The organism is Argonema antarcticum A004/B2, from assembly GCF_023333585.1.
Taxonomy (GTDB): Bacteria; Cyanobacteriota; Cyanobacteriia; order Cyanobacteriales; family Aerosakkonemataceae; genus Argonema; species Argonema antarcticum.
Genome location: NZ_JAIQZN010000030.1, coordinates 37,405 through 63,991, shown reverse-complemented (window position 1 = coordinate 63,991; position 26,587 = coordinate 37,405). Strand labels below are relative to the sequence as shown.

At 45.6% G+C, this 26,587-nt stretch carries 24 protein-coding genes; 6 read left to right on the top strand and 18 right to left on the bottom strand.

The features are described from left to right. Positions 1 to 21: 21 nt before the first annotated feature. Positions 22 to 1,140: a dTDP-glucose 4,6-dehydratase gene (gene rfbB, locus LAY57_RS14945; protein WP_249067571.1), complete on the bottom strand. Its 1,119-nt coding sequence runs from the start codon at positions 1,138 to 1,140 to the stop codon at positions 22 to 24. Between the two features lie 95 nt (positions 1,141 to 1,235). Between rfbB and LAY57_RS14940 the strand changes: the two genes are divergently transcribed. Next, on the top strand, positions 1,236 to 2,969 hold the full coding sequence (locus tag LAY57_RS14940; RefSeq protein ID WP_249067570.1) for a CapA family protein: 1,734 nt from the start codon (positions 1,236 to 1,238) through the stop codon (positions 2,967 to 2,969). Between the two features lie 251 nt (positions 2,970 to 3,220). On the opposite strand, the gene LAY57_RS14935 is transcribed toward LAY57_RS14940, so the two are convergent. From LAY57_RS14935 to LAY57_RS14915, 5 genes are all read right to left on the bottom strand, one after another. After that, positions 3,221 to 4,693 (bottom strand): mechanosensitive ion channel family protein, encoded by a 1,473-nt coding sequence (locus LAY57_RS14935; RefSeq protein WP_249067569.1) that lies wholly within the window; start codon positions 4,691 to 4,693, stop codon positions 3,221 to 3,223. Continuing rightward, positions 4,693 to 6,828: an adenylate/guanylate cyclase domain-containing protein gene (locus LAY57_RS14930; RefSeq protein WP_249067568.1), complete on the bottom strand. Its 2,136-nt coding sequence runs from the start codon at positions 6,826 to 6,828 to the stop codon at positions 4,693 to 4,695. Before LAY57_RS14930 ends, LAY57_RS14935 begins: the two co-directional genes overlap by 1 nt. A gap of 538 nt (positions 6,829 to 7,366) precedes the next feature. Further along, positions 7,367 to 8,395 (bottom strand): D-glycero-beta-D-manno-heptose-7-phosphate kinase, encoded by a 1,029-nt coding sequence (gene rfaE1 / locus LAY57_RS14925; protein WP_249067567.1) that lies wholly within the window; start codon positions 8,393 to 8,395, stop codon positions 7,367 to 7,369. Between the two features lie 224 nt (positions 8,396 to 8,619). Continuing rightward, complete coding sequence (locus LAY57_RS14920; protein WP_249067566.1) at positions 8,620 to 10,008, bottom strand: energy transducer TonB; 1,389 nt, start codon at positions 10,006 to 10,008, stop codon at positions 8,620 to 8,622. Between the two features lie 52 nt (positions 10,009 to 10,060). Beyond that, a complete protein-coding gene (locus tag LAY57_RS14915) occupies positions 10,061 to 10,810 on the bottom strand; it encodes a precorrin-2 C(20)-methyltransferase (RefSeq protein WP_249067583.1) in 750 nt (249 codons plus the stop codon). Positions 10,811 to 10,837: 27 nt separating this feature from the next. Between LAY57_RS14915 and LAY57_RS14910 the strand changes: the two genes are divergently transcribed. After that, on the top strand, positions 10,838 to 11,539 hold the full coding sequence (locus LAY57_RS14910; protein ID WP_249067565.1) for an esterase/lipase family protein: 702 nt from the start codon (positions 10,838 to 10,840) through the stop codon (positions 11,537 to 11,539). Between the two features lie 123 nt (positions 11,540 to 11,662). Here LAY57_RS14910 and LAY57_RS14905 read toward each other — a convergent pair whose 3' ends face one another. The 5 genes from LAY57_RS14905 to LAY57_RS36255 form a co-directional block, all read right to left on the bottom strand. After that, entirely contained in the window at positions 11,663 to 13,591 is a 1,929-nt protein-coding gene (locus tag LAY57_RS14905) for a cation:proton antiporter (protein ID WP_249067564.1), read from the bottom strand. A gap of 716 nt (positions 13,592 to 14,307) precedes the next feature. Beyond that, a complete protein-coding gene (locus tag LAY57_RS14900; protein ID WP_249067563.1) occupies positions 14,308 to 14,568 on the bottom strand; it encodes a hypothetical protein in 261 nt (86 codons plus the stop codon). 1 nt (position 14,569) lies between these two features. Beyond that, positions 14,570 to 15,016, bottom strand: coding sequence for a helix-turn-helix domain-containing protein (locus LAY57_RS14895; RefSeq protein WP_249067562.1), 447 nt, complete (start codon positions 15,014 to 15,016; stop codon positions 14,570 to 14,572). Between the two features lie 85 nt (positions 15,017 to 15,101). Continuing rightward, the gene (locus tag LAY57_RS14890) at positions 15,102 to 15,452 is read right to left on the bottom strand and encodes a hypothetical protein (RefSeq protein WP_338022419.1); all 351 of its coding nucleotides are present in this window, start codon (positions 15,450 to 15,452) and stop codon (positions 15,102 to 15,104) included. A 12-nt stretch (positions 15,453 to 15,464) separates the two neighbouring features. Next, complete coding sequence (locus LAY57_RS36255; protein WP_338022418.1) at positions 15,465 to 15,626, bottom strand: hypothetical protein; 162 nt, start codon at positions 15,624 to 15,626, stop codon at positions 15,465 to 15,467. Positions 15,627 to 15,777: 151 nt separating this feature from the next. Between LAY57_RS36255 and LAY57_RS14885 the strand changes: the two genes are divergently transcribed. Next, positions 15,778 to 16,335, top strand: coding sequence for a Uma2 family endonuclease (locus LAY57_RS14885; protein WP_249067561.1), 558 nt, complete (start codon positions 15,778 to 15,780; stop codon positions 16,333 to 16,335). Positions 16,336 to 16,358: 23 nt separating this feature from the next. Further along, positions 16,359 to 17,351 carry a Uma2 family endonuclease gene (locus tag LAY57_RS14880; RefSeq protein WP_249067560.1) on the top strand — a complete coding sequence of 331 codons (993 nt, stop codon included), beginning with the start codon at positions 16,359 to 16,361 and terminating at the stop codon, positions 17,349 to 17,351. Positions 17,352 to 17,554: 203 nt separating this feature from the next. On the opposite strand, the gene mltA is transcribed toward LAY57_RS14880, so the two are convergent. The 4 genes from mltA to LAY57_RS14860 all read right to left on the bottom strand — a co-directional run bounded on the left by mltA (position 17,555) and on the right by LAY57_RS14860 (position 21,103). Continuing rightward, complete coding sequence (mltA, locus tag LAY57_RS14875; protein ID WP_249067559.1) at positions 17,555 to 18,712, bottom strand: murein transglycosylase A; 1,158 nt, start codon at positions 18,710 to 18,712, stop codon at positions 17,555 to 17,557. Continuing rightward, entirely contained in the window at positions 18,709 to 18,933 is a 225-nt protein-coding gene (locus LAY57_RS14870; protein WP_249067582.1) for a hypothetical protein, read from the bottom strand. The genes mltA and LAY57_RS14870 overlap by 4 nt, the downstream gene beginning before the upstream one ends. 118 nt (positions 18,934 to 19,051) lie before the next feature. Next, entirely contained in the window at positions 19,052 to 19,825 is a 774-nt protein-coding gene (locus tag LAY57_RS14865; RefSeq protein ID WP_249067558.1) for a hypothetical protein, read from the bottom strand. 39 nt (positions 19,826 to 19,864) lie between these two features. Then, complete coding sequence (locus LAY57_RS14860; protein WP_249067557.1) at positions 19,865 to 21,103, bottom strand: RNA-guided endonuclease InsQ/TnpB family protein; 1,239 nt, start codon at positions 21,101 to 21,103, stop codon at positions 19,865 to 19,867. A 765-nt stretch (positions 21,104 to 21,868) separates the two neighbouring features. Between LAY57_RS14860 and LAY57_RS14855 the strand changes: the two genes are divergently transcribed. Then, the gene (locus LAY57_RS14855) at positions 21,869 to 22,720 is read left to right on the top strand and encodes an ADP-ribosylglycohydrolase family protein (protein ID WP_249067556.1); all 852 of its coding nucleotides are present in this window, start codon (positions 21,869 to 21,871) and stop codon (positions 22,718 to 22,720) included. Here the strand turns inward: LAY57_RS14855 and LAY57_RS14850 are convergent. Beyond that, entirely contained in the window at positions 22,717 to 23,088 is a 372-nt protein-coding gene (locus LAY57_RS14850) for a Mo-dependent nitrogenase C-terminal domain-containing protein (RefSeq protein ID WP_249067555.1), read from the bottom strand. The two genes, LAY57_RS14855 and LAY57_RS14850, sit on opposite strands and share 4 nt — an antisense overlap. A 212-nt stretch (positions 23,089 to 23,300) precedes the next feature. Between LAY57_RS14850 and LAY57_RS35855 the strand changes: the two genes are divergently transcribed. Further along, the gene (locus tag LAY57_RS35855; protein ID WP_275994003.1) at positions 23,301 to 23,429 is read left to right on the top strand and encodes a hypothetical protein; all 129 of its coding nucleotides are present in this window, start codon (positions 23,301 to 23,303) and stop codon (positions 23,427 to 23,429) included. A gap of 208 nt (positions 23,430 to 23,637) precedes the next feature. Here the strand turns inward: LAY57_RS35855 and LAY57_RS14845 are convergent, their stop codons facing one another. Both LAY57_RS14845 and dapA read right to left on the bottom strand, forming a co-directional pair. After that, positions 23,638 to 25,482, bottom strand: coding sequence for a ribonuclease J (locus LAY57_RS14845; protein WP_249067554.1), 1,845 nt, complete (start codon positions 25,480 to 25,482; stop codon positions 23,638 to 23,640). A gap of 172 nt (positions 25,483 to 25,654) precedes the next feature. Continuing rightward, entirely contained in the window at positions 25,655 to 26,539 is an 885-nt protein-coding gene (dapA, locus tag LAY57_RS14840; RefSeq protein ID WP_249067553.1) for a 4-hydroxy-tetrahydrodipicolinate synthase, read from the bottom strand. Between the last annotated feature and the right edge of the window lie 48 nt (positions 26,540 to 26,587).

Genomic DNA, 26,587 nt, shown 5'->3' with positions numbered 1-26,587 from the left:
CGAGTATTTCAAATTTTAGAGCTAAGAAACATAAACCTGCCGATAGTAAGCCTGATATTCCGCAGACAATAATGGTTCCCACCAATCGCGATTTTTCAAATACCATTCGACTGTACGACGCAATCCCTCTTCAACGGTAACTGAAGGACTCCAATCTAACTGAGTTTTCAACTTAGTAGAATTAATCGCATACCGTCTATCGTGTCCCTGTCTATCCTTCACAAACGCAATCAAATTACTGCAAGGACGAACTGGCAAATCGGGAGCTAATTCATCCATCAACTCGCACAAAGTCCGAACCAAATCGATATTTTTAACTTCGTTATTGCCGCCAATATTATAAGTTTCACCCGGTTTGCCGCGATGAATCACCACATCTAAAGCACGGCAATGATCGATTACATAAAGCCAATCCCGTACATTTTGCCCATCTCCATAAACAGGCAAGTGCTTGCCGATTAAGGCATTGATACACATGAGCGGAATCAGCTTTTCGGGAAACTGATAAGGGCCGTAATTGTTAGAGCAATTCGTGATAATTGTCGGCAACCCATAAGTGTGGTGGTAAGCTCGAACTAAATGGTCGCTGCCAGCTTTTGACGCGGAATAAGGGCTATTGGGAGCATAAGGCGTCGTTTCTGTAAAGGCGGGGTCGTTGGGGCCAAGGCTGCCGTAAACTTCGTCGGTGGAAACGTGGAGAAAAATCTCCCCCTCTGTCCCCCCCGTTGACGGGGGGGACAGAGGGGGGGTTTTCCAATGTTGTCGGAAAGCTTCTAGTAGGGTGAAAGTTCCCACGACATTGGTTTGAACGAAGGCACCTGGCCCTAAAATCGATCGATCGACATGAGATTCAGCCGCAAAGTGGGCTACAGTATCGATATTTTCTGCTTGCAACAATTTGTCTAGCAGAGTGCGATCGCATATATCGCCCTCAACAAACCGAAAATTCTCCCTACCTTCCACAGCTGCCAAATTACGGCGATTTCCCGCATAAGTCAGCGCATCCAGCACCACCACGCGATCGTCTGGGTAAGTGTCGCACCAGTAAAGCACAAAATTCGAGCCAATAAACCCCGCACCACCCGTCACCAGCAAGCGACGGCGGACTCGAACAGCCTTTTCGTTCCAACTATCTATCATTTTCTGAAATTTATGCCTACTCCGGTTTAAACTTTTGTCAGCCGTATTATAAGGCGGTCTATTAAGGCAGTCTATCAGTTAGTGTGAGGAGACTTATGGTTAGTCAGGTAATTGAGCAAAATGTCCTATCCTTGGCGCAACAGGGCGACCCCGATGCGATCGCCGTCCTAATCAACAAGGTTGTATCCAAAAAAGGCGTCACAGCGACAGCAAAAAGCAAAGGAACTTGCCTCCATATCGTCCTAGAGTCCGATCGAGTGCCAAATCAAGCCTCCTGCGTCCGCTTCGTACACGACGGAATGATCCGCCTCAACCCCAAATATATTGACTCTGTGCGCCTTTATGGGCGACGCAGCGACCAAAAATGGCCTACCTGGACAGAGTTGGTTGAATTAAGGCAATCCGCCTACGCCTCTACTTCTACAGCAACTCTACCCCGGCTAGTCACTCCTGGCCCTCAGCCAAAGCGTAAAACCACAAAACTAAAAACAAAGTATAGAAAAAAGATTCCTTTACTCTTGTTAGGCAGCATCTGTTGGATTTTAGTTGCCGCAGTGGGTTTTGTCGTCAGAGCTAAAATGGATTCCCAAGTCGCCGCCTCCCAGCAGCCAACGTCTGCACAGCGACAAATTGCTAAACAAGCCGTTCCCAAAACAACCCAGAAAATAGGTGTCGTCCCACTCCCACCCCCCAAGACTTCGCCAAAACCTCAAGCCGTTCCCAAAACAACCCAAAAAACAGGTGTTGCTGCGCCTAAAAAGTCTCCCATTCCCTCACCCGCTGCCAATAAACCAACCCCCAAAACTTCTCCCGCACCCGTTCAGAATTTAGCACCTGTTTCCACATCAGAACCCTCAGAAAATGCTGCCACATTTATCACCATTAAAGCCGTTGGCGATATTGTTCCTGGCACCAACTTTCCCAACAATCGACTACCCAGTAATAATAAAGAGCTTTTTAAGAATGTAAAACCATACCTTCAAGGAGCCGATATTTTATTTGGCAATTTTGAAAGTACGCTGACCAACTATCCCAGAACCTCAAAAGATACCAGTCGTGCAATGGTTCATGCTTTTCGCACGCCACCAAATTATGCAACCCTTTTGAAAGAAACTGGGTTTGATGTTTTAAGTGTAGCTAACAATCATTCTCTAGATTTCTCGGTCGTCGGCTTTGCCGACACTATGAAAAATATAAAAAGTGCAGGAATGACACCAGTTGGCAAGAAAAATGAAGTTGCCTATGTGAATGTCAAAAACATTCGGGTTGCTTTTATCGGTTTCAGCCACTTGGCTCTGCACAACAGCGTGAACGATATTGCGTCGGCGAAAGCACTGGTACTAGAAGCCAAGAAAAATGCCAATATGGTGGTCGTATCGTTTCATGGCGGTGCGGAAGGAACGGGAGCCATGCACGTCAAAAACCGACAAGAAAACTTCTACGGGGAGAACCGTGGCAATTTGGTTCTCTTTTCCCGCACGATGATTGATAATGGGGCAGATTTGGTTCTGGGACACGGCCCCCATGTTCCCAGAGCGATGGAATTATATAAAGGAAAATTAATCGCTTATTCTCTGGGTAATTTTGTCGGATACAAGTCCTTATCTACCTGGGGAGTATTAGGACAATCTCTGATTTTAGAGCTTAAACTTAACCCACAGGGCGATTTTGTGTCTGGAAAAATTATACCTGTTCAGTTGAATCGGCAAGGAATTCCTTATATCGATCAACAGTTTCGGAGTGTACAGTTGATTCGGAATCTCACCAAAAGCGATTTTCCCAACAATTCCCTGAAAATTGACAGCAAAGGGGAAATTAATAAGGACTAGAGCGCCAGTCCAGTAGAAGTATAGCTGGCTCTTCCGTACTTACTATGCTATTTGAGTAGAGGGGGAGAGTGGGAGAGTGGGAGAGGGGGAGAGTGGGAGAGTGGGAGAGTGGGAGAGTGGGAGAGGGGGAGAGGAGAAAATCAATAAAAATGTTCTTAAGTGAACAAAAGCATAGCAACTCCGAAAGAGCCGTATAGCTAGGGGCTAGAGACTTAGTGGGAACGAAAGAACCGGAAATTGTTGGGCAAATGTCAGCGGGCCGATCGCTTGATTTCGGCTACCATTTTTTGTACCTCCTGTACTGCCCGACGGCGCAGTTCTAGAACTTGGCTGATTTCCCTAGAGAAACTAGGCTGGCGATCGATCATTTGATTAACTACTGCTGCCGATAACACCATCACCTCTAAGTCTGCCACCGCAGTCACCGAAATAGTGCTGGGTTCTCCAGAAAAAAGTGTCATCACTCCAAAAAATTCTCCCGCCTTTAAGGGAAGTACCTCATGCTCCTGTCCCAATTCGTCATTGACTGTAATCACTGCTTCCCCTGCAATCAAAATGTAGAGGGCATTACTGTCATATCCCTGTCGGATTACCTTCTCCCCAGCCCCAAAGTGTTGCAAGTTAATATCTGAAGATAGGTGATTTAAATTTTCAGACTTCTCTAGAGGCACAAAAGAGGGAATTGATTGCAGTCCCTCCGCAAATTTTTTGATGGTTCCCTCCGCCTTGGAGGTAGGGCCGTCGAAGTTATAGACCGTGCGGATGGGGAAGGGAATAGTCAGGTTATTGCGCTGGGCTGCGTACCACACCCTAGTCATGAAGCGATCGCGAATCTCCTCAACTTCCTGATAGTCATCAATAAAAAACTTCACCTCGTAGGTAATTGCCGAATCATCATAGCTGAGAGTAAAAATTTGGGGTTCCGGTTCCGCCAAGATGCCCTGAGTTTCCAAAGCCGTAGTCCGCAGGACATACTTTGCCAAATTAGGCGGGTCATTATAGGAAAAACCAATTTTGATCCGCTCGGCATGGAGTCGTAGGGGACGACTAAAATTGCGGATAATCTCACTGCTAATCAGTTTATGGGGAATGACTACCATCTCCCTTTCTAGAGTTTGCAAGCGGACTGCCCGCCAGTTGATATCTATTACCTGCCCGACCAGATCCCCCACCCGCAGCCAGTCTCCCACCGTAAAGGGTTGCTCAAATAACAGGGCAATCCCCGACATCACACTGCCTAGTGTGTCTTGGAGTGCCAAACCAATGACGATCGAACTCACCCCCAAGGCGGTTACTAACCCTGCAAGGTCTGCATTCCACACCGTAGCTAGAACGATCGCAGTCCCTAGCAAAACCAAAAATAATCTTGCCAAATCAATCAGGAGTTTCGGAATCCGCCCCCGCCAACTATCTGCCTTTGCCTGCCGAAATAGCACCACATTAAGTAATGACAGGGCAGCATGGATCGCACAAATCCAGAGGAGAGTCTGGATGCTTTTCACCCGTTCATCAGTGGCGGGTAGCTGGAGAATTTTCTGGGTAAAAATTAAAAAGGCAAAGACCGGCAAAATGAGATTGCGTACTACTTGGAGGGTAGCGGCTAGAGGCTGTTCCCGCTGCTGCAAATTATGGATAATTTCCCCCAATAGAATTACCAACAGGGGAAAGCCGACTATAAGCGCGATCGCCCAGAGCAGCAAATTATTGGTCAAAATATTTCCCATTACCGAGTTACCTCAGAGTTTTGGGGGGCTTGCACGCTCTTGAGACACCAAGCACTGGGCTTTGTCTTGCCATTAATCTCATTACCGTAGGGAACAAATTCGTAGAGATCCTCTAGGCGTTGATACACCCCTTCAGAAACCAGAACTGCTCCGGGGGGACAGGCTCCCCGCAGGGCATTGGCAATATCGATCGTATCGCCCCAGACATCATAGATAAATTTGTTTCTGCCCACAATTCCGGCCACGACACTGCCGGAGTTAATGCCGATGCGGATATTGAGTTGGAATCCCCGCTCGTTGTTGTAGCGACGGACAATCAGGAGCATTTCGAGGGCAAAGTCGATCGCCCGTTTATCATGATCCAAATAGGGCAAAGATAAGCCACACACTGCCATGTAGCTATCGCCAATAGTTTTAATTTTCTCCATCCCGTACCGTTCCGCAGCTTCATCAAAACTACTAACTAGATCGTTGAGGATACTGACAATTTCGTAGGCCGTCAGGTTGGCGGATAGTTTAGAAAATCCCGTTAGTTCTGAGAATAGCACTGCCACATTAGAAACACTTTCAGCAATGTTTTTCTCTCCCCGTTTCAAACGCTTGGCGATCGCCGCCGGAAATACACTCAGGAGTAACTGTTCATTTTCTAGGTTTTTTTCGGCGATTAAATTAGTTTGTGTACGCAGACTGTAGACCATATCATTAAAGGATCTTGCTAATTCCCCAAACTCATCTCTAGTTTGCAGAGAAGCCACGATATCTAGTTGCCCTGCTGCCACCTGTCTAGCACTGGCAATCAATTGGTTAATGGGCTTCACAAACCAATAGGCTAGAGCCATAGCTAACACCGTGACTAGGAGCATCAAGAGCGTAGCGGAAATTAATAGTCGCCTTTCAAAAGAATAGACTGGCGCATAAGCCTCTGCTAGGTCAATTTCTGACAGAATTACCCAAGCCAACTCATCAATTTTTAAGGGAGCATAGGAACTAAGCACAGGAATATCCCGATAATCTCGGATAATCTGGATGTTTTGCTTCCCGGCTAGGGCTTCTTTCACGCCGATCGTCTCCACCCGCTGTTCCAGAATTGAGGTATTGTACTGTTGAATCCGTTTCAGAGTGTTGTCACTCACCCTCAGAGAGTGCAGGGTTTGTAAGTATTTTTCCCTGTCTTCCACCAAAAAACGGGAGATCGATCGCATCAAATAATCCTGTCCCACCAGATAGGTTTCCCCGGATTTCCCCAGTCCGTCACTCTCCCAATTCTGGTTACCAGTCATCACATTATTAATTTCATCTACTGGTAACTGCACCGCTAGTACCCCCAAAAATTCCGCACCTTTAAAAATAGGCATAGCAATAAAAGCAGCAGGCGCACCGTAGGAAGGAGCGTATGATTCAAAGTCAATTAGCCGTGAATAGTTCCGTTCTTTAGTTTGGCGCACCCGGCTTACCAAACGAGCCAAATTACTTTCGTTGTAGGTTCCTGTAGTTAAGTTAGTCACAAAATCTGTTTCTTTGTAAACCGTATATACTATGTCCCCCTGGGGGTTGATCAAAAACAGATCGTAGTAACCAAACTTCTCAATAATCTGCCGAAACATGGGATGGTAAAGGGCATGGATACGGCTATAACCACTACCGTCTTTGGCATCATCCAGAAGATGTTTTTTACCGACTGGATGAGGATTAGCCGCAATGTAGTGGTATTGCAGATAGCGAGCTACGTCGGTTTTGGGCTGAAAAAACTCCCACAGGGGATTACCCTGCTCTGTTTTTGCCAACCGGGGCAGAAATTCATCCCGGTAGTAGGAGGCGAGTTTTTTGACGGCTGTGGGTGGAATTTGGGCTGTTTCTAGTTGTCGGTAGTTAGTATCGAATTCCTGGAGCGCTGTGACTACGGAGGGGTTTTCTCCTAGTGTCTGGAGGTGATTCCGTAGGGTCTGAAAGTAGGAGCCAATTTGGTTGGCTTTGGAAGCCCGGATGCTGATTAACTGACTAAACACTCGATCGGTCAAGTTTGCTTGACCACTTTGATAACCTAAGTAGGCAGTAACTAAAATCGAACAACTACTAACTACCAGTAGCATTGCAATGAGTTTGGATTTAATACTCAGCCGCAGTCGCCAACCCATAGAGCAATCCTGATAAGGAACGTAAACAAATAAAATATCCCTAATCTTAAGATAGTTTCTCTCTAAAGATTGTATTCCTTGACGCTATCCACACCCTGAAGAGGCGATCGTCTGGATCGGGAAACCCAGCGATTGAAATCGGCTCTTCCGAATTTACTATGCTATTTGAGTAGAGGAGCAGGGGAGCGGGAGCAGGGGAATAGAGCAACAGAGCAGTAGAGGAATAAAAATGTTATTTTTTGAGCAAGAGCATAACAACTCTGAAAGAGCCGCTTTTTAAGACGAAACAAGATTTATAGCAAAAGTCAAAAGGTCACTCATTCAAAAGTCAAAAGTGAAATCTTTGCTGTGAATTGGTTCTGGCGTTTTAGGATGCCATAACCGCCCTGGCGGTTGCTATATAACTGGAGTTTAGAAAACTTCTATCCAATTTATTTGTGAATAATATAATTGGATTTATTATTGACAATTTTCTCCTTTTTTTCTGATTATTTTCTGATATAATTAACCACTTAACAATCTGCCAACTTTACGTACTTTATTCTTCACTTATAAGCGATCGCAATGCTTCCTTCATTTCATCTGGTGTTGTCGTCGCCGTACCAAACTGGCGCACTACAATGCTAGCCGCCAAATTGCCCAAAACTGCTGCTTCCCAAAACGAAGCACCGGCATTTAAAGCTAATGTCAGTGCTGCCGCTACCGTATCGCCAGCACCTGTAACATCAAACACCTTTGTTCGATTAAAGGCGGGGATGTATTCCTCGCTGCCAGAACTGCTAAATAGGCTCATACCCTCTTCGCCACGGGTAATCAGAATTTGCTGAGCATCAGTCATGGCTAGAAGATCGCGCCCAGCTTGAGTGAGGGTTTGGGGAGTTGCGATCGCATAACCCACCGCCTGTTCCGCCTCTGGTAAATTCGGTGTAAATACGGTTGCACCTCGATATCTTTCGAGACTATTTTGTGCATCAACAATCGTCCGCGAGTGAGATAGCGTCGCCGCGATCGCAGGCTGAGTAAAAACCCCATCCCCATAATCGGAACAGACTACCGCATCCACAGTATCAAGTACAGAACGGATATACGCAGCCAGTTGCATCTGCAAATCAACATTTGGCAACTCATCCGATTTGCGATCGATCCGCACAATCTGCTGCGTCACCGACTGGCGAGCGTGACCGGAAATCCGAGTTTTAGTCACCGTCGGGCGGTCTGGATCGATTAACATTCCAGCAGTATCAATCCCAGCAGCCTCAAAGATGCGACGCAAAGCTTGCCCTTGCTCATCATCCCCCACCAGTCCAGCAACCTTCACCTTTGCGCCCAATTTTGCCAGGTTATAGACCGCATTAGCGCCACCTCCAGGCACCTGTCGAGTCTGTTCGTGACGAATAATCAATACCGGAGCTTCGCGAGAAATCCGCTCCACCTGACCCGTGAGAAACTCGTCGAGAGTCAAGTCACCCACTACCAGTAAGTGCGATCGATCGAAGCAATCCAATAGTTCAATCAATCGCTCAGATGAGCAGCGCAGTCGCTCCAAAAAGGAAAAATCTGGAGTCATATAGCAAAAGTCAAAAGTGAAATGCTTGCTGTAAATTGGTTCTGCCGTTTTAGGATGTCCTAACTACCTTGGCGGTTGCTATATCATGTCCTTACGCATCGGTCACCTAAAAAATTCCTGTTCTTATTCTTATCTGTGTTCATCTGTGTTCATCTGTCTTCATCGGTGGTAAAAATTTAACCACCGATGAAAACAGACAATTTGACGATAAATCATCAATAACTTTAACTGTTAGATGATGCTCCCGGAGTAGAAGGTGAATTGTTTTGCTCGATCTCGATCCGATAGAGATAAACCTCATACTTGCGAGTTGATGGAAAGGCACTCCGCTTTTGAATATCTTCTATTGCAGCCAGATCTAGTCTAGGGTAGCCAGTACTGCGTATCACTTCGGGGTTACCCTCCTTTTTGCCATTCGGGTTTACTAACACGGCGACATTTGCTTGGTTAACATCCGGCAGCTTCTCGTCTATGGGAGATTTAACAAAGATAATGTCTGCCATTGTCGTTATCTTCAGATTGACTGAAAACTTTTCGTTTTTGTCCTCCAACCAGGTTCTCAACTTTCCAGATGCGTATTGATCGGTCGTGAAATTTAAGTCGTAACCGTAGCTATACTTGATCGACAAATCCCTAGATTCTTGACTTTGCTGCGGCATAGGAGACTCCTTGGGATAGAAATTAGGTAGATGGGTTTGTAGGTTTGAGGGGTTCAGAGGTTCATCACCTGCTTTCGGCGATGTCTCGGTAGGAGGGGGTGTTACGGATGGCGAAATTGTACCGGGCGGTAATATCGGTAGAGTGTCATTAGGTCGCAGTCTGCTTTCAGTACCTTTGGCAATATTCTGGCGTTCAGGAGTAGTAGTGCGTTCAGGAGTAGTAGTGCGTTCAGGAGTAGTAGTGCGTTCAGGAGTAGTAGTGCGTTCAGGAGTCGTGGTGCGTTCAGGAGTCGTGGTGCGTTCTGGCGTTTGACGCGATTCTATTTTAACTTCCGGCTCGGTAACAGGCGATCGCTCTTTTGGCGTTATTTCTTGGCGACGAGAACCACTTCGGGTCTGGGATGAAGGCTCTTTTGGAGTACTCGGCGGTGGCGACAACGCAATAGTAGGAGAGTTATCAAGCGGAACGTTGGGAATAGGCGGCAAAGGCGTATAAGACTGCACTGGTGGCAGGGGGGGCAACAAATTTGTGGGCGGCAGTGGCGGCGGTAAGGATGGCAACGTGGGTTTTGCCAAAGAATATTCTGGCAGGCGACTCTGTTCATCTGGAGTCAACTGTACCAATCCCACAATTCTTCGCGGATCGGATTCTGCTGATTTGGAGGATGATAATACTGGCTGAATCACCCAGACCATTCCGTGGATACCGACAGAAATCAGGGTTGCCAACATAGTCGGCAGATTAAATCTTTTTTCCCGATCGGTTGGAACTTGCGGGGTGTAGGATGCAGGTATTTGATGCTTGGTCTTCGTTTTGGTAGACAATTTGGTTACCTCATCAAAAGGAGAGTGGGGGAGTGGGGGAGTGGGGGAGTGGGGGAGTGGGGGAGTGGGGGAGTGGGGGAGTGGGGGAGTGGGAGAGTGGGGGAATAAAAATATTGTTTTTTTGAACATAAAGTATAACAACTCCGAAAGAGCCAAAAGAAAAGAGGTATGGGGGATGGGACTAGCTTATTTTTTCTTTTGACTTTTGAATGAGTGACTTTTCTACAGTTACTTGAACAATCAGCAAAGAGAAGTAGGGTAACTTGAGATGGGGCCGATCGCATAAATCCTTATAAATCGCCATATCCGGTAGTGTCGCCCGTTCCACAACATAGCTGCGACTCAGCAACTGACGCCGGTGTAACACCTGCCAAACTTGTTCGTAAACCGAACTTACCTTGAGTAAAACTACCACATCAGCCCAGTCCAGAACCGCCTCCAATTCCTCCACCCGATAAAGCGCCGGTAACACAACCAACTTTCGATCGCGAATTGTCAAAGGCAGCCCCAACACTGACGCCGCCGCCATCGGCGAACAAACTCCCGGTACAGTTTGGATCGCCACTTGTGGATGCAGCTCTTGCAGTGTCTGAGCCAAATACGTAAAAGTACTGTAAAAACTGACATCACCTTCGCAGGCAAAAGCCACATCTTGGCCTTTTTGAAGATATTGCCAGACTTGTTCTGCCGCCTGATGCCAAGCGGAGGAGAGAATAGTTTCATCCTGCACGTAAGGGAAATTCAAAGCCAGCTGGACGCTTGAGGGACTCAGCCATTGGGCTACAATCTGCTCAGCCATACCAGGTTTGCCGCCTACCCCCAAAGGGAAAGCTACCACTGGCATCTGTTTGAGCAATCGCAGTCCCTTAAGGGTAATCAATTCTGGATCGCCCGTCCCGACGCTGATTCCGTAGAGTATACCTGTTTGCACAATCAAACCTAAAATCCCAAATCGAAAATGCCTTTGCCTACCGTCATTATGCCGGGATATCTGGAAGGTGCTAGAGCCTACCGCCCGATGGAACAACTCTTGCAAAAACTCGGTTTTCCAACGGTAACAGTGCCTTTGCGAAAACGAGATTGGTTGCCAACTGTAGGAGGTCGGTCAATGGTGCCCATTTTGCGGCAACTCGATCGAACTGTCAAACAAACCTTACAACAATACAACGTTTCCCAGATTAACTTGATCGGTCACTCAGCAGGCGGCTGGATTGCTCGCATTTACCTGGGAGAAAAGCCTTACACCATCCACGGTGACGTTAGGTCGACGGCTGGTTTGTGGCACGCTCATCCATATATTGCCACGTTGGTGACACTGGGAACTCCTCATGTTAGTCAAGAACGGTGGACAAAACGCAATTTAGATTTTGTCAAAATCAACTATCCAGGTGCATTTCACCCCCAGGTTCGCTACATCTGCGTCGCTGGTAAAGCCATCTACGGTGCTAGACGCCCAGGCAGTTGGTTAGCCTACAGCAGTTATCAATTAACTTGCGGCAGAGGCGATAGCTGGGGAGACGGCATTACCCCCATTGAAGCAGCTCATCTGGAAGGGGCAGAAAATCTCGTTATCGAAGCTGTGCTACATTCCCCCAGATCTCGCGGTATTTGGTATGGTTCGCCGACAGTTGTGCAATCTTGGGTGTCTTACCTAGCTTAGGGGCTAGAACACCAATTCAATAATCGTAGGGGCGAAGCATTCGGGCAAGAAATCTAGGGTAAAAGCGATAGATTTTATACCCGAATGCTTCGCCCCTACAAGCCAAAAACGCACCACCAAGTATTACTGAATCGGTGTTCTAGGGGCTAGAGGAACTTCCAAAGCGGGAGAAGCAATTGGCACTTCCTCGACTTCTGGCAACTTTTCTAGGGACAGGCGAGAGGACGGACTAGCACCGGATAAACGCTTCAGCAGGTTGGGCCTTGGGTCGTGCAAGAGGTAAATAATGCGATCGCCCAATTGCCAATCTTCAGCCGCTGGAACTACCATGAGGCGATCGTCTCGTTCTATTAACAACGGCATGAGATCCCCAGAACGAATCAGCGCCTGAAGATGCGCCTGATGAAACGCAAATCCCTCTTCCTTCAGCGCTGTTTCGCCTAATTTAACTTTCCCTTCATTCACATACTCATTCCAATTCTTAATCTGTAATTGCGAAACAAAAGCCTGTTGTACCTTAGATTTATTCTTTGCAGGATTAGCTTGAGGTTCTAGGGGAAATACTGCCAAAACTCTAGGAGGAGAGAATTCTTCAGCAGCTCGTTGAGCTAACACTAAATTTACCTCTCCATTGCTGGTCATAGCTACGAAAGTCCCCATTGATGCCAGCCCCGCCTCTTCCAAAACGCTGGTATCAAGACCGCTGCTTAAGAAAACTCGTAAATTCTCCTGTTCGGCTATTCGGCAAGCTTGCGGATCGGTATCGATTAAAACAACTAATTCTCCTCGTTCTTGAAATAAACGAGCAATCAATCGACTCAAAGGATTACAACCGACAATTACGGCACCTGTTGCCTCTTTTGAAGTGATTTGCAGCAAATTGGCTATCCAACCAGCGGTCAGCCCTTGTACAAACACGGTCATAATAATGGTGAGGAAAACAAGAGCTTTGATTGAATCTCCGCCATTTATTCCCCGTTGGGTTAAGAGAATTGAGAACAAAGATGCTACAGAAGCCGAAACAATTCCTCTGGGGGCAACCCAGCTGAGAAATATTTTTTGCCGCCAGTTGAAATCGCTGTTTAAGGTACATAAGGTGATGCTTAAGGGGCGCACGACAAACATCAGCACCAAAACGGTAAACAAGCTACCCCAACCAAGGGCAAATAAACTGGCAATTGATAAACCCGCTGACAGGAGAATGAACAAAACCGAGACGCTGAGAACAGTCAGCTGACCTTTAAACCGCCGCAACAGTCGTTCTTCTGGAACTGACGATGCTTTCATGACAATTCCGGCGACTACGGTTGCCATCAGTCCCGACTCGCTGCGGATCGATTGCGCTAAACCAAACAAGCCCCACAAACCAGCCAAAACAACCAGGTTTTTCAGGTCTTCTGAGAGAAAATTAGCGCGTTTGAGAATCAAGCCCAGCAGCCAGCCGCCAGCAGCACCAATGCCACCGCCAATGCCGAGTCGCAGGAATAAGCCAATGATGGCTATCAAAGGATTGGCACCTGCATTCAAAATTGTATCCAGCACGACTACGGCCAGAATTGCCCCTACCGGGTCGATCAAGACGCCTTCTCCTTCTAGGAGTGCTGTCACCTGCCGATCGACTTTGACGTGCTTGAGGAGGGGACTAACGACGGTGGGGCCTGTTACTACTACCAGGGAAGCATAGAGAAATGCGATCGGCCAAGGGAACTCACCCAGCCAGTGTGCAGCCATGCCGCCTCCCATCAGGGTGATCAGAGTACCAAAGGTGACTAAATTTCGGAGGCTACCGGAAACCTCACCCAAATCTCGGAGTTCCAGGTTTAGGCCACCCTCGAATAGGATAATAGCTACACAGAGGGCAACAATGACTTCCAAACCAGTTCCCAGCAAGTTCGGATGTAGCAGCCCAGAAATACTAGGCCCCAGCAGAATGCCAAACAGCAACAAGAAGACAATGCCAGGAACTTTGAGAAATGCGGCCAGAACCTGAGCTAGAATGCCTGCAAGGACTGCTATCACTATTTGCAGGGTAATTTCAAAAGATGCTTCCATAGGTCTTCTTGTCGCAGGCTATTAATTAAGTCAGAATGCCTCGTTTTTACTGCACAAAAGTTTTGCTTACTCTTGGGACGCTTGTAAATTGGGAACAGTATGGGGCAATAAATGGAAGGACGCCTCATAAACAGGGTACAACTTTCAGCAGAAATAGGTATCAATACTGCTTTTGAGCGTTCTGTTTGGCAAAAGAGTTATGACGCAAACACGAGGAATTTACTCAAATTTGATTGATAACTGAGTAAATCGGCAGGAAAATTTTTTGTTAAAGATACGCAATCGTTCAGTCCTGGTATTTTAACATCCAAATTCACAGATAAAATTACTCTCATAAAAAATAATCAGTTATGGGCGTTTGAACAGTGATGAGTGCTGGTCTTGAGGTCTGGCTGCTCTTGGTTTATACTTTAACCTCCGACAGGCAGGTGTCAGCAATTTCGATCGCTTCAATCTAGGTATAGTTGAGAAATTTAGTTTGGAATGTACTGATAACTTACTTCAGCGAAAAATTCCTTTAATCTGTGGCTTATCCGACCACAGCGCGGGCAAGCCACTGTTTTTTTCTCTACTCTTACAGATAATATTAATGTTTCGGCTGTTTCTTTGCTATCTTCTACTATCACCCCAGGTAAATTTAATATTTTGGTCATTACCCTTTTTATAATTGCTCTTAATTACTCTAAATTGCCACTTTGTCTTAATATTTTAGCACATCAAGTACGGAAGAGGAAGAACCGTTCTTCAGGTACTTCCACCATTGCTTCAGGAAAAGTGGTTTTTATCATTTCCTGAAAACGTGCTGCTTTCAGTTCGATCATTCGGTTTTTATTGACAAGATTACGGGTAGCACCATCAAGAATTTCCTGAGAAAAATAAACGCAGTAAAGTTCAGCTTCAGCAGCACGCAGTAGCGTATCGCATAGAGGCATAGGAAAGATTACACAGGAATCTATGACAACAGAAGAAAATACCATTTTACTGCTCTAGATTGCCAACTTCTTCCTCGTAGAAACCCTCATCTTGAAGAAATTGAGTTAGTTCTTGCAAACCCTTTTTACGATTCATTCTCCGCTGTTCTTTATACTTCATTAAATCTTGGAAAATTACCTGTGGATGGGAACCAACTTTGACGTAAGGAATCTCCCCCGCTTCTAGTAACTTGATTATAAATGGTCGGGATACATTGAGAATGTTAGCAGCTTCTTGAGTTGTCAATTGGCAATTATGGGTGTCATTAACTTCTGCGGTTAATGTACCCAATAATGGTGAAATTGGATCGAATTCATCTGGAGTTTCTGAACTGACTAATTGAGTTAGAGACTGCAATACTAAGCTTTCTAAGGATATATTCATACTTTTGGCTCGTTGCAACAACTGCTCCTGTAGTTCGTCGGGAAGTTGAATTACTAAAGTTTTACTCATGCTGCTAATCCTCTCATTTTGGTTATTAGTTTAACGCCTTTAGCGCTAAAGCGCAACAAGATACCTAAAACAACCTTTGTCTTGTTCAGCGAATAGTATTGCCTAATTTCCAATCTTCATCTCCTGGTAACTGACTGAGATATTCGTTGATAATATCTGGCAAATCACTGGTTGAATATTGATATGTCAAATTCAAAAGTTCTCTCGCCATTTGCAAAATCTGCGGTGCATCTACCAATTTTTTCAATTGAAATGGGGTATAAGCACCCCCACGAACTTCGACGCTGGCAGTAGAAATCGCTCTAGATAAACTGTCTTGTAAAAGAGATTCCCAGTCTTCTTGCTTGATGTAATGAGAGGTTTGATTATCCTGAAGATTTAAGTCTTGAATTTCTAGGACGGAATCTCGAATAGAAGCTGCCCAAGAATTAGTCATCCGGGTTTCGATTTAATTTTTTATCAAATGAATGAGCATTCTGATTAAAAAGGATTTAATATTGCGTAATATTCCTTTTCTACATAAGCCTTCTAAGTCATCAACAATCGCTAAAGCGTCTAAATAGCGTCCTTCAAGGATATTCAATCTTAAATCTGCTAATTCTTGAGTCATAAGTCAATTTAATACTCAGCGATCAACATCAAATTTTCAGCTATAATATAGCAGAACCAACTAATTCTGCCGTCAAAATAATATCAAAAGTAACAATTAGGCGGTTAGAATAAGCAAGTCCAACAGCCATAAACACAAGAGGAAAATCACCATGACCGCAACCCAAATCCGTTTGTGGACTGTAGAAGAATATCACCGTATGATCGACGCTGGTATTCTCTCTCCTGACGATAAAGTTGAACTTTTAGAAGGTAAAATAGTAAAAATGAGTCCCCAACGTCCACCCCATGCAGGTACAACCCAACGTACCGATCGCTACCTGCAAAATCTACTCAGAGATCTAGCAGAAATTCGCGTCCAGTTACCTATCACACTCTCTACTTCTGAACCAGAACCAGATATTGCTGTAGTTCGCATCGATCCAAATGCTTATGGCGAAAATCATCCCAATGCTAACGACATCTTCCTGTTAATTGAAATTTCTTACACCACTTTAAAGATTGATCGCGAAGAAAAAGCACCAATTTATGCTAGAGCAAATATCCCCGAATATTGGATTTTAGATATTAGTAATCGCCGCGTTTATATTTTCCGTAATCCAACTGAATCTGGTTATCAAGAACAAATTATTCTTAATGCAGATGCAGCGATCGCACCCTTAGCTTTTCCCCAAATTACCATACCATTTTCCGAATTGTTTCTGCCTTAAATTTGCTCATAATTCCAGAAAGGATGAAGGAGGAAAAATTTGCTATCATCAAAAGTAATAACGAGATTGCGATCGCGATTTCCCACTCCAATCAAAACCACCCAAAATCAGCCATGTCTGAGCCTATCACTCTTGACCCCAGTCAATACCCCGATAATAGCAAAATTGTACAAGAAGACGATACTCCCTTGGATAGTTTCATTAACGAAAAACAACAGCGTCTCCTGACGGAAGTTCTCTCTGGTTATCAGTTAAATGATGGTATTCCATTTATCGTAGCCGCCAATGTAGGAATCTTTCGTAATGTCCGTCAGCCAGCATTAGTTCCTGATGTATTCCTCAGTTTAAATGTGACTGTGGCGGATACTTGGGAAAACCGAGATGTGCGTTCCTATTTACTCTGGGAATTTGGCAAACCTCCAGAAATTGTAATTGAGATAGTTTCGCCAACTCCCGGTAACGAACTGGGTAGCAAATTCACCGATTATGCCCTTATGGGTGTGATGTATTATGTAGTTTACGATCCTTTGGGTGAATTGAGCGATGTTCCGTTACAAATCTTTCAATTACAAGGGGGACGTTATGTACCGAAAACCGATCTTTGGTTCCCCTTAGTTGGTTTGGGTTTAACTCTCTGGCAAGGCATTTTTGAAAGCGTCAGCGATACTTGGTTGCGATGGTGCGACGCTGAGGGGAATGTCATTCCCACAGTGGAAGAATTAGCAGCCAGATTAATTCTAACTCGGTCTGAGTTAACTGAAACTCGGTCTGAGTTAACTGAAACTCGGTCTGAGTTAACTGAAACTCGGTCTGAGTTAACCGCTTCCCAAAATCAGACCAAACAAGCCTTATTACAAGGTATTCAGTTAGGTTTACAGCTTAAATTTGGCAGTCAAGGATTAGAGATTTTGTCAGAAATTTCTGCGATTGACGATCTGAATTTGCTGCAAACAATAACTGCTAGCTTGTTAACAGTCGATCGTTTAGAAGACTTACGACAAATTTATTTGTCATGACTTACGCAAAACAGGTAGCGATCGAAGTTTTCTGTGGTGTGAGAAACCCTGTTTATTTATGATGAAAAAACAGCTTTTTGACTCTCCCATTAAAAGAAACTGAACACCCAGAAACCGGGTTTCTAAGGGCGCGACAGTTTTACAGGCACTTTTTACCCTAGATGTAGGGGCAATTCATGAATTGCCCCTACATCTGTAGATTTTCAGTTTTTCAGTAGCAGGTAATAAAGTTCTCCAGTCGAGTTGATCAAACCGGCCCGATCGCCTGCTTGAGTTCCTGTCCCCATAAAAATATCCACGCGACCCGGCCCTTTGATCGCCCCGCCAGTATCTTGATCCAGTACATAACGACTGACTCGCCGTTGCTCTAAATCACCATTCCGGTTAGGATAAGGTATCTGAGCTTGTATCAGCGCCAAGGCTCCAGGTGGCATGAGGGATTTATCGGTGGCGATCGAACGTTCGGCTGTTACCGGCACCCCAATATAACCCGTCGCTGGGGCACCTCCAGTTTCCCGGAAAAAGACAAAACTGGGATTGCGCGGTAGATAGAGGTTCATCTCCTCTGGTGAGGACTTGAAATATTCGATTACCGCCGGTAAAGTCAAGCCTTCCAACTGCATTTTGCCATCGTTGACCAGTTCTCGACCGATACTTCTATAAGGTTGATTTGTCTTACCCGCAAAGCCGACTGTCATCACGCTACCATCGGTGAGCTGAAGTCGCGCCGAACCTTGTATCTGGACTAGGAAAGCTTCCAAACGATCGCGCAACCAAACCAATTCCAATCCCCGCAAGCGACCGTTTCCCGACATTCCATCCTCTCCTTCCAGCTGGAGGCGGGTGGGGTGAGGACGCGACCAGTTACCGAAATTAGCAGGTAATCGATAAAGTGGGTAACGGTACTCTGCCGTTCGCCTGCGACTACCTGTATAAGTTGGCTCAAAATAGCCGGTGAAACCTACAGTTCCCTGACCATCTTTGCCGATCGCTTGGTAAAACGCAAATTCTCGCCCCACAGCAGCTTGGAGTTCCTGTGGCGAGTCTGAGGTGACAACCAGTTGCCGGAAACGTTCTAAACTGCGAATAACGCTAGAGCGAGTAATCCCAGCCACCCGATACCCCCGATATGCTTGAACAGCTTTGGGCGATCGTAAATAGCGCAGGCTATAGTCTATGGAAGTCAACAGTGCCTGCTTGTCGCCCTTTTGACCGGAATTCCTCCAGATTTGCTCATCCAAACCCAATTCGTCCTGTCGGTCTGGACTGACGACTTCTAGCGGCACAAGGGAGAAAGCGGGTAAAAAAGTCCCAAAGGCAATGCCCAAACTGAGGGTAAAAGAAGCCAGAGTCTTGATCATTCAATTTGTCTGCGATCGATACTTGAGGTATAGATGGGTGTCACGCGGATAGCGATAATCCGCGACGGACGCGCCACCATATACTCTCCCTCAATGTTTTTGATGGGGATGGTGATAAACTCGTTCGAGGCCGATTTTGGCACCAGTTCACCGCTGTACCACTTTTGGAATTCTTGAATAGTCTTGAAACGAACTTCTTCCCGGTGACCGCCCTCGAACATTAGGTGTACGGAAAATTCATCAGGAACTTTAGCATAACGGCTTTTCGCTCTTTGACCTCCCGCCACAGCGTCGTCGGATTGTGGCTGCCTTGGATTTCCTGTCATTTTTCTTCTTCTCTTAAGAAAATAAATTAAATCGCCGCAGTTGCGTTTCGATCGCTTGCGGCAATATTTTACCTAGTTCTGCCGCATTTTCAAAGGATAGCCGCTGATATTTGGGCAAATCAAACGGGTACTGCCCCGACATATCTTTTCGCTCCATTTCCGCTAGCAAGATTTGCTCGCTTCGCTTGCTTTGCAGGGCGTAGCCTATTTCCAGGCAGACTTTGGGACTGGGAATTAGCTGGGTATGCTTCCCGGTTCCTTGTATGCTGGCGATCGGTGTGCTGTCAGCCACAAACAACAAGCTTTTACGTATTTTACGCATTAACGTACTGCTTAGTCGCAATGGGGCATCCATCGGGCGGTGGGATTCTTCTAGGGTAAGGGGCACGCGCGATCGCTTGTTTAGATTATCCAGGGTAAGCAGCAGTTGTTCCCGCAGTGCTTCGCTGGACGCACCATACTCAGTTTGATAGCATAAAAAGACGATCGGGTCTAGCTGACCCACCACCGCTTGTTTGGTGAAATAAATTTCGTGACTGCTCAGGTCTATGTTGGAGATGGCGTATCCGCCACTGCCTTCTATATAAAACTCAACCGTTTCTCCATCCAGGTAGCGCCCAAACCAAGCCGATCGTTTCACTTCCTCGCTTTCTTCTAAAAAGTCGGCTCGCAAACCCGTTTTCAGCAGGCTATTTTTGCTGAGGCGCAGGTCTTGGGGGCGCTTTTCTAGTTCTTTAATTGGCTCGTAGTTCTGGAGATACCAGGCTCTCAGAGCAATTATTGCCATGATACTCTATCAAATTTTATCTTTAAATAGTTGCAGGTTTTATAGACAAATATTACACTTGCCTCTTACAACCGTTTTGTAAGGTGTTACCCTCACTGGACGTACTACTACGCCCTGTATTCCCTCGGCAAAAGCGTTGGGAAATGCTTTCCTGACAATGTTAGCACTACCATTCACATCTGCATTAATCAGTCTACCGTCACCAGCACGAAACAAACCACGCTTAATTCGCTTACCTCTGTACTCCAAATGCTTGACACAAGGTTCATTGTCCAAAAAAGAACACCTACTTGTGTAACTTTCTTCTATAACCTTCACAGCTATTCCTGCTAACTCGGCTTTATAAGTCAGCATTTGAATAAACCGTGCATGAGGTATAGCCACAAAGTTCTGATTATTGCGTCTGCCCAGATTTATACCCTGCTTCCACTCATCGTTTTTACCAATCACCAGTGTCCCGATGCGGTTAGCTGCCAGATGATTGATAATGAATCGACTTGCATTATGCAGGTAATTATCTACTAAGCAATTGCGCTGATGAGTTAACTTTTTAATTTTTCTTGATGTTTTTCTATCTTCCTTCAAGTATGACTGCAAAAATGCATGATTTTTGTGATAATAGGCATTGATTGATTTCAGCGGCTTACCATTTATTATCAGCGGTTTAAACCCCGGTAGATTGGATGTAATTGCCGCTAAATTATTTAAGCCAATATCAATCCCTGCTATGACTTCAACACCAGATGATGATTGACAAAGAGCCTCTGCATCGTAAACTACCTCAATGACATAATGGTAATTTTTTGGGACGATTCTGACTTGATTTACTTGTTTGACTTTAGTAGTCATAAAAATGTGAGTTTTGGACAGATTGAGCATTCCTTTATTGAGCCATTTTTGACTAATGGCTTGAGCCGTGTAAGTCAGGACATTTCTGCCTAATGTCTTGTGTTTATATCGAGGAATTTTCGGTCTCGCTTTGAATTTCTCGGGATGTTCGTTATACTCCGAAGTCGCTTCAAAAAATGACTTCCAGCTTTCATGTAATCTCAATAAGACTTGCTGAGATACTTTAGCTGGTAATGCTAAATAATCATTCGTTCCCTGACATAGTTTTTGGATTTTGTAATAGTCGAGGTATTCTCCTGCTATAATAAATTTTTGTCTAATCAGGTAGTTAGCGTAGTTGAAAAGATTCTTAGAAAGGAAACACAAATTATCTAGCTGCTTGTATAGCCAGTGGTTAAGATCGATAATGTGCTTTTCAACTAGCTGCATTTATTTCCCTAAGTTTTGAGGATATTATACTACATTTGGCTATAAATGTCTATAATTGGCTAGAAAGTCAGTGAAGTTTTACAATACAACAACACCCAAGCCCTTACTTGCTGAGTGATTTCCTCTCTTTGGTAATTCTATCTAGAGTTGCACTGATTTAACAACTAACCGAATTCTTCGGTAAAATCAGTTGCGTTGCTCTCTTTTAACCATTTTAGGAAATATCAACTTCTGGGTTGGGTGTTATTGTATTTGGACGAGACAGATTAGATATAAACAGCGCTTTTTCCTCTAAACTCAATTTCACTTGGCTGTTTTCTCTGCCAGGGAAGCTTTTCAACTTCTACGATCAATTTATCATTTGCCCAATTAGGTCGCAACTCTGTGAAATTAAACTTTACTTTTTCCAGGAGCTTTCGGTGGCCTAGCTTTACAGTTACAGCGCTTGGAAGGTGAGTGAGGTACAGAGAAACCCGGTTTCTTGAAGAAACCGGGTTTCTGGGGTGTACTTCATAAGGGCTGCAAGCCGCTGTAAATTCCAGCAATGCCTTGCATCATCAAGTTTTGCTTATTTTTATCAGCCCAAATAATCTGCTATTCAATAATCATAGCAAACACTCATATTTTGTAAAAAAATATGAGTGTTAATAATTTTAAACTTTACCATAATTATAGCCCTTTTCAGGTGAGTGAGTTATACTGCCTTGGATAGATTGGACTTAGATCGGTAAGCTCAAATAATACAGAAAGTATTACAAAAAGTATATGCTGCTGGAATTGGCGATCGGCGATGCCTACGGTGCAGGATTTGAATACGCTGATGAGATGATAAACCTGGGTTACAACGATTTGAGCAGATACGTGCAGCATCCCCGTCAAAAACTCACACCAGGGTGCTACACGGACGATACCCAGATGAGTATCGCGATCGCTTCTGCGATCGTTTCTGGAGAACCCTGGACACCAGAACTCTTAGCCAACTGGTTTGTCAAGGCTTTTCAACGCGATCGCAGAGAAGGCTACGCCAGGAAGTTTTACCAATTTTTACTCACAATTGACGATGGAGAGGACTTCTTAGCCAAAATAGAACCCACCAGCGACAAAAGCGGAGCAGCGATGCGTGCTGCTCCGCTTGGCGTTTTGACCACAATAGAGAAAGTTATCGAATATTCAAAAATCCAGGCAGCAATCACCCATAATACACCGGATGGGATTAATGCCGCCACAGCAGCAGCCCTGATGTCCCATTACTTTATTTACCAGCTAGGGCCAAAAAGGAAACTGGGGCAGTTTCTGGAGGGACAAATCCCCGGTGAATGGTCGAAACCGTGGCAAGGAGAGGTAAAATCGAAAGGATGGATGAGCGTCAGGGCGGCAATTACTGCTATTATTCGCAACGATTCAATGACCGAACTTCTGAAGGATTGTATCGCCTTTTCTGGAGATGTGGATACAGTAGGGGCAATCGCACTTGGTGCAGCTTCGTGCAGCGCTGAAATTAGCCAAAACCTTCCCCTTCATCTGATCGAAACCTTAGAAAACGACTCCTATGGCAAAGATTATCTGATCGACTTGGACAGGAAACTAATGAGTAATTTTGGAAAGCGCGATCGCTAACAATAGGAAGAAATGTCTTCGCCGCATTCATCTGCAAGATAGCACAAAGCTCGGAAGCGTAGGTAAGCCACTTGCTCGTACAGGGGGTTAAGCTTACACAATGGCGGGATGTGAAACAAAGTACGACCAAAAAGTTTGACATCTCGCTCGAACGGACATTGAGATGGAATCATTTGGCACAAGCGATGAGCCAGTTCCGGGTCTTTCACTTCTAAGCGATCGAGAATCTGGCGGACAGGTTGCAGCGGATCGAATTTCAGCTTGGGGCGGAAACTATTAAGAGGTGTTGCGGCGGTGATATCTGCTTGGTCAATCCACACCCAAGTTGTCAAGGTTGGATTTTCTATGGTAGAATCAGATACATTCATTTTTCATCTCCTATTTTCCAACGAGGAGTTTGCCTTCCTCTGTTGGTTAAATACAGCATGACAAATCTCTTTCCCGGATGGGTACACCCGTTTGGTTGATTTTGGCGACGCGATCTGCGTTCTTTCATCCAACTTACGGTCGATCTGCCCTCTCTATCTTTAGACAACCCAGTTGTCTAATCAAATAATGTCTCCAAGTCGGAAGGTTTTGCGTGAGTAATATCACGGAAATTTTGACAAAATGGGGACATAAGAGCAGTGACTTGCAGATGATCTGGCAGGTTCCGCGATCGCGCTTGGGCAATCTGGTAGATGCAGAAACAATCGCGGTTGGGAACTAATCGCAAAAGTTTTGCACGCTTATATAACTTAACATTTTTTAACGATTTGCAACTGAGGAGTGAGGAGTGCTGAGTGCTGAGTGCTGAGTGGGAGAGATCGCAGAATTTTCCTGCTCCCCCGCTCCCCCGCTCCCCCGCTCCCCCGCTCCCCCGCTCCCCCGCTCCCCCGCTCCCCCGCTCCCCTAGCCCCTAGCTATACAACTGTGTTCTAGGACGCGACTCTAGCAGTGGCGCGGCGGCGGCGTCCTGTGGCTTTAGTTGGCGGTGCATCGGGAATTTGCATCAAGAGGACGAGCAAAGGACGACTCTGGAGTTCGCGGCGCAGCAGTCGCTGTAGAGCCTGTTCCATTTGGACTTGCAAACCTACCCAATCAACCTCAAGGTCTTCACCCTCGAAACCACGGGCAAATTCCTGCCAGCGATCGTTTAACAGGTTTTCCATCGTCTGTTGGACAAGCTTTTGCAGGAGACTCCGTTCTACCGAGGTTACCACACCTCGTAAGTGTATTTCTGGTTTAGCCACCAGTTTGCCATCCCAATCCACCGCAGCTGCCACAGTTACGACACCATCTTCTGCCAGTTGCTGGCGTTCCTTAAGAACGCTGTCGTGGAGAACTCCAGCGTTATCCACCAGTTGAATGCCGGAAGGAACCTTGCCATTGATGCGGATGCGCTCTTCAGACACCTCCACAATATCGCCATTGTCAATGATGACCATATTTTCTGCCGGAATGCCCATACTCTGAGCCGTCTGGGAGTGCTTGACGAGCATTCTATGTTCTCCGTGTACCGGCAAGAAGAATTTGGGGCGAGTCAAGGCAATCATCAGCTTTTGGTCTTCCTGACAGCCGTGACCGGAGACGTGAATCCCCTTTTCCCGACCGTAGATTACGTTAGCACCCTGCACCATCAACTTATCGATCGTATTCACAACTGCGATCGTATTGCCCGGAATTGGGTTAGCCGAAAACACTACCGTATCCCCCTTACGGATTTTAATGTGGGGATGTTCTTGGTTGGCAATGCGGGTCATAGCCGCCAGAGGTTCACCTTGAGATCCGGTAGTGAGAATTAAAACTTTCTCATCTGGTAAGTTGCGAACAACGTGCCAAGGTTGCAGAAGATTGTCTTCACATTTGATATAACCAAGATTGCGAGCATGGGCAATCACATTCAGCATCGACCTGCCAATGATCGACACCACCCGATTCTGCTTCTTCGCCAAATCCAGAATCATATTGATCCGGTGTACCGAAGAAGCGAAGGTGGTCACCATCAAGCGTCCTGGTGCTTGGTAGAAAATCCGCTCCAAATTGGGATAAACAGACCTTTCTGAGGGCGTCTGACCGGGGACTTCCGAGTTCGTCGAGTCGCTAATTAGGCAGAGGACACCTTTTTCGCCGTGTTCGGCTAGTTTTTGCAGATCGAAAAACTCACCATCAACGGGAGTGTGGTCAATCTTGAAATCCCCAGTGTGGATAATTACCCCAGCTGGGGTATGAACGGCGACGGTGAAACTATCGCAAAGAGAGTGGGTATTGCGGATAAATTCGGCGAAAAAGTGAGTGCCAATGCGAACAATGTCGCGAGGCATTACTGACCTGAGTTCAGTGCGATTAGCAACACCTGCTTCTTCCAGTTTCCCTTGCAGTAAAGCCATCGCCAAACGCGGGCCGTAAATCACCGGAATATCAAATTGTTTAAGATGATAGGGAATTCCGCCAATATGGTCTTCGTGACCGTGGGTGACAATCATGCCCTTGATCTTGTGGCGATTTTCCTGCAGATAGGTCATATCTGGCAAGACAATGTTGACTCCGTGCATCCCCTCAGTCGGAAAAGCCAGCCCTGCATCTAGTAGTACGATTTCATCGTCGTACTCAAAAATGCAGGTATTTTTACCGATTTCGTGCAGACCACCCAGGGCAATAATTTTGATGGTTGGTGAAGTTTCGCCACTAATTTTGATGGTTGGTGAAGTTTCGCCACTAATTTTGATGATTGGTGAATTTTCGGTTTTTTTGATGGTTGGTAAATTTCCGTTTCTAGTCATTTGCGTCCTTACGATAAGTATCAAAAAACGTTCGTTGCTAATAGGTTAAAGTAATTTCAAATTTCAGATTTGAGATGGCAAATTTAATCTTTAAATCTACAATCTGAAATTTGCCATCTGAAATTACCTAATTATTCAGTTGTCTAAAAACCTGGCATAAGTATTGCGCCTGCTATAACAGGGAAAGTTCTTTTAGCACAGTTTTTAAGTTTTCAGCGATCTCAGGGGGGGCTTCACATAGGGGCGGGCGAGTGCTGCCGACAGCCCAGCCTTGAAGTTGTAAAGCTGCTTTGACTGGAATCGGATTAGTTGTGGCAAACAGCGCTTTGAACAGGGGAAAAAGTTGCAAATGTATCTGAGTTGCTGCTTGAGTTTTACCCGCTTCAAAAGCTTGAATCATTTGTTGTAGCTGTGTTCCGACTAAATGACTGGCTACACTTACCACACCAATACCGCCAATTGCCAGCACGGGCAGGGTGAGTGAATCGTCTCCAGAGTAGAGAGCAAATTCGGGGGGAGTTAGGCATTTAATCTGACTTGCCCGATCCAGGTTACCGCTAGCTTCTTTAATGGCAACAATATTGGGAATTTTAGCCAACCGGGCTACCGTTTCTGGCAATAGGTCTTGTCCGGTGCGACCGGGTACGTTGTAGAGCATCAGGGGCAGATCGGGACTCGATTGCGCGATCGCCTGAAAATGCCGATACAGCCCTTCTTGGGGTGGTTTGTTGTAGTAGGGAACGACCTGTAAAGAGCCATCTAATCCTATTTTAGCTGCTTTTTGCGTGGCTGCGATCGCTTCCGTCGTCGAATTTGAACCTGTGCCCGCCAGCACTTTAGCTTTTCCTGCTACCGCCTTTTTTACTACCTGAAATAGTTCGTATTCCTCTGCCCAGCTTAATGTTGGCGATTCGCCTGTGGTTCCGCAAACCACCAAGGCATCTGTACCGTTTTCAGCTAGATGTGATGCCAGCTGCTCAGAAACAGCATAATCTACACTGCCGTCTTCTTTAAACGGCGTAATCATTGCAGTTACAACTCTTCCAAATCTTACCACACTCTTACAAACTCCTTTGCAGAAATTTTTTATTTTCGATTTTGGATT